Raw genomic sequence first — 4,238 nt, 5'->3', positions numbered from 1 at the left:
AGATGAAAGAATTAGATTTAATCCTCAAAAATATTAAAAATAAAGAAGTTTTACCTATTTATTTTTTCCACGGAGAAGAAGCCTACTTTATTGATGTTGCTGTAAAAGCCCTTGAACACAACTTTTTGGAAGAAGATGAAAAAGCCTTCAACCAAACCGTTACCTACGGAAAAGATACCACTTACCAGGAAGTTCTTTCCCTGGCAAGACAGTTTCCGATGATGGGAGACAAGCAGGTGATTATTGTAAAAGAAGCTCAGGATTTAAGGTTTAACGAAGAGGAAAACAGGATTCTGGAATCTTATGTAGAGAACCCGGTACCTTCAACAGTATTGGTTTTCGCACACAAGCACAAAAAACTGGACAGCAGGAAAAAAGCAGCCAAAGCATTAGATAAAGCTAAAGCACTTTTCCTGAGCGAGTCTGTAAAGGAAAGCAACCTTCCTAAATGGATTTCGGATGAATGTGCAAAGCTTAAGATCAATACCGCTCCCAATATTTCCCATCTTCTGGCAGAATATCTTGGAAACGATCTGTCCAGAATTGCCAATGAGCTGAATAAGCTGAAGATGATCCTTAAAGAAGGAGAGATTCTTGACGGAACCATTGTTGAAAACCATATCGGGATCAGTAAAGAGTACAATATCTTTGAACTTCAGAAGGCTTTAGGAACAAAAAATGCCAATGCAGCTTTTAAAATTGCCCATTTTATGGGAAAGAACCCGAAGAATAATCCCTTTGTCATGATGCTGGCAAGCCTTTACAATTATTTTTCAAACGTTATTATTTATCAGACTATGGCCGGACAATCTCCGCAGGCAATTGCTTCACAGATGGGCGTAAATCCTTATTTTATTAAAGACTACGCGGAAAGTGCCAGGCTTTATCCCCTGAAACATGCCACAAGAGTGATTTCCATTCTCCGTGAATTCGATATGAAAGGAAAAGGACTTGGAGCGGTGAATATGGGAGATGCTGAGCTGATCAGAGAACTGGTGTATAAGATCATCAACGTAGATAAGATTAAGATGAAGGTGTAAGGCGGGGCGAGGTAGCGTGGTACGGGTTTTCGAGATACGTGATTCGAGGTTGATGTAAAAAGGTTTCAAAATAACTCGCATCCTGAATCCCGAATCCCGGAACCCGAATCCCCAACAGCAGCCATCGAAATTCAACATATCAGATATTGACAAGTATCATTAAAATAACTTTAAAAAGAAATTAAAAATTCCGAAATTAGCGGTCTTAATTCAAATTAAATCTTTTCGAACAAAGCAAATTATGGAGCAAAACATTTTAGATTGTGTGATCGTTGGATCTGGACCTTCTGGTTTCACAGCTGCTATCTATGCAGCAAGAGCAGACTTAAAGCCTGAATTGTATACAGGTTTGGAGCCGGGCGGACAATTAACAACCACTACTGAAGTGGATAACTTTCCAGGGTATCCAGCCGGGATTACAGGTCCTGAAATGATGATGGATCTGCAGAAACAGGCAGAAAGATTTGATACCAAAGTTCATTACGAAATGATCACCAAAGCTGAATTCTCTAAGGAAAAAGGCGGTGTTCACAAGCTATACGCAGGAAACAAAGAAATCCTTGCAAAAACAGTTATTATCTCTACAGGAGCTACAGCAAAATATTTAGGCCTTGAGGATGAGAAAAAATATGCAGGAGGCGGAGTTTCTGCCTGTGCTACATGTGACGGATTCTTCTACAGAGGTAAAGACGTTGTAGTGGTAGGAGCAGGAGATACAGCCGCTGAAGAGGCTACTTACCTTGCAAAACTTTGTAAAAAGGTGACTATGCTGGTAAGAAAAGACGTTTTCAGAGCATCAAAGGCAATGATCCACAGAGTAGAGAATACTCCGAATATCGAAGTGAAATTTCACCATGAGTTAATCGGGATTGAAGGAGAAAACAGCCTGGTAGAAAGAGCGGTAATCATCAATAACCAGACTCAGGAGAAATCTACTGTAGATGTTGAAGGAATCTTCATTGCGATTGGTCACAAACCGAATACTGATATTTTCGTTGGTCAGGTAGATCTTGATGAAAACGGATACATCTTAACAGAGAAAGGTTCTTCAAGAACAAATCTTCCGGGTGTATTTGCTGCAGGAGATGTTCAGGACCATATCTACAGACAGGCTATTACAGCTGCGGGAAGCGGATGTATGGCTGCTATGGATGCAGAGAAATATTTGGCTGAATTACACTAATACTATTCAGTTTATACAATACAAAGCGTACCCGAAGGGTGCGCTTTTTTGTTATATTCTTTTCTGAGGATTGAAATAATATAATGTTTTCAGATTTTTGAACCATTAAGCAGATTGAAGCTGTGAAGGAAAATTAAGGAAGCATCAAAGATACTTTAAAGCGTACCGTTTCTTAATATTCTTAAGGATTTAATTTTTCTTAATGGTTAAATATTATACTGTTTTCCAATATAAAATGTTTTTCCATATCAAATATTCCATGAAAACATTAATATATTTGTGAAACTGCAAACGTTTCTGCTTGCATCCATTATATATAAACTGAAAAAACGAATCAAAAATGAAAAGAGTAACCGCTATTGGGGGAATCTTCTTTAAGTGTAAAGACCCTGAACAAGTAAATGAATGGTATAAAACCCACCTGGGATTGCCCACCAGCCCATACGGAGCCAAATTCGACTGGAAAGACGAAGAATCCGGTAAGAAAGGATATACGCTGTGGAGTCCTTTTAAAGAATCTACCCAATACTTTGAGCCTTCTGCCAAAGAATTTATGATCAATTATCATGTGGAGAATATTGAAACGCTGGTAGAGGAATTAAAGAAAGAAGGTGTTACTGTATTGGATGAAATTGCGGTATACGAATATGGAAAATTTGTACACATCCTGGATCCGGAAGGAAACAAGATAGAATTATTTGAACCGGCAGGAGAGTAGAGGACGGAAAAGGGCTGTGATTGACAACCTGCTATTAGCTATACTTAAAGCTTATCATTCAGAGCGGAACCAGATAAAGCGTGGACTGGAATATTTTAATAAAGCTTAGATTCCTGCGGAATGATGTGCGCAAAGATAAAGCGTTCTGCTTATCATTCCGTAGGAATCCAGGCCAAAAAGTATTCTTATCATAAGTGATGATAAAATAGCAGTTTAAATTCTTCAGAATGACAAACGTTGCGGGTAAGCAATTATTCCTGTTGTATCAGGTAAAATCCTTACATTTAGACCCCTAATCAAAAAATATGGAAAGAAAAATCATCAAAATCACACATGTCACCGGAACATACATTATTGATGTTCCCAACGGATCACTGAACGACCTGAAAACCCAGCTGGACAAATGTCTGAATGATGAACAGGGAGCTATCGTTGTAAAAGGAGAGAATGGTGATCAGTTTGTTTATCCGTCTGACCTTTTAAAAAACAGCTTCATTGCAATAGTAGACCGGGAATAGAAACTTTTACAGGAACAAAATAAAAACGGCTTCCAGTAGAAGCCGTTTTGTTCTTATATAAAAGTGATTATCCTTTTTTTAGGTTTTCATTTTCTTCTTTTAAAGCTTTAATCTGCTCTTTCAGAAGATTAATGTATTCCTGTTGGTTTTCTAATAAATACTCTGGAATATTGCAATACTGATTATAGTTACCAGATTGGTTGCTGGTATTAGAACTACTATCGTTGAATGTAAGATTCTGTATAACAGTTGCTGTTTTCTCCTCTCTGATATCTTCTACAGAAACATCTAAAATTTTAGCCAGTTTCTCCCATTCGTCATCAAAAATTTTAACGTCTCCATTTTCTTTTCTGCTGTAGTTGGAGACATCGGTGGCAAGAAGATCAGCAATCTGCTGCTGAGTATAACCTTTCTGCTTTCTTAAAGTTCTTAGTTTTTCCATTGTCATAGGATACCTGTGTTTTTACAAATGTAGTGAAAAATATGTGTGTTTGTAAATATAGCTGTAAGTTTTGTCATACAAAAGCCTTTCTAGAATGGGATTCCCCAAAACATGGGCGTTTTAGATTTTTATATTGAAACTTTAGCGAAAGAGTGAAAAATAATTCCCCTGATTCCTAGTCTATTATTAAGTTTTGTTAAAATTTGTGTGGGAAAAGTTTTGCAGAAACTAAAAATCGTTCTATATTTGCACCACTGAAAACAACGGTATAGCCGGAGTTTAGGGAGAGTTGGCAGAGTGGTCGATTGCGGCAGTCTTGAAAACTGTTGACTGTAAC

5 protein-coding genes are annotated in these 4,238 nt (G+C 37.7%); 4 read left to right on the top strand and 1 reads right to left on the bottom strand.

Going from position 1 to position 4,238, the window contains the following annotated elements; genetic code table 11:
* Positions 1-2 precede the first annotated feature (2 nt).
* The 4 genes from holA (at position 3) to ACE3RB_RS19745 (ending at position 3,459) form a co-directional block, all read left to right on the top strand.
* Complete coding sequence (holA, locus tag ACE3RB_RS19760; protein WP_002980250.1) at positions 3-1,040, top strand: DNA polymerase III subunit delta; 1,038 nt, start codon at positions 3-5, stop codon at positions 1,038-1,040.
* A gap of 241 nt (positions 1,041-1,281) precedes the next feature.
* Positions 1,282-2,223 (top strand): thioredoxin-disulfide reductase, encoded by a 942-nt coding sequence (trxB, locus tag ACE3RB_RS19755; RefSeq protein ID WP_002980248.1) that lies wholly within the window; start codon positions 1,282-1,284, stop codon positions 2,221-2,223.
* A 340-nt stretch (positions 2,224-2,563) separates the two neighbouring features.
* Positions 2,564-2,941 carry a VOC family protein gene (locus ACE3RB_RS19750; RefSeq protein WP_374465776.1) on the top strand — a complete coding sequence of 126 codons (378 nt, stop codon included), beginning with the start codon at positions 2,564-2,566 and terminating at the stop codon, positions 2,939-2,941.
* 305 nt (positions 2,942-3,246) lie between these two features.
* On the top strand, positions 3,247-3,459 hold the full coding sequence (locus ACE3RB_RS19745; protein ID WP_374465775.1) for a glyceraldehyde-3-phosphate dehydrogenase: 213 nt from the start codon (positions 3,247-3,249) through the stop codon (positions 3,457-3,459).
* A 67-nt stretch (positions 3,460-3,526) separates the two neighbouring features.
* Here the strand turns inward: ACE3RB_RS19745 and ACE3RB_RS19740 are convergent, their stop codons facing one another.
* The gene (locus ACE3RB_RS19740) at positions 3,527-3,907 is read right to left on the bottom strand and encodes a helix-turn-helix domain-containing protein (RefSeq protein WP_374465774.1); all 381 of its coding nucleotides are present in this window, start codon (positions 3,905-3,907) and stop codon (positions 3,527-3,529) included.
* Positions 3,908-4,238 lie beyond the last annotated feature (331 nt).

Source organism: Chryseobacterium sp. (assembly GCF_041914225.1).
Classification (GTDB): domain Bacteria; phylum Bacteroidota; class Bacteroidia; order Flavobacteriales; family Weeksellaceae; genus Chryseobacterium.
This window is presented reverse-complemented; position numbering and strand designations above follow the sequence as displayed.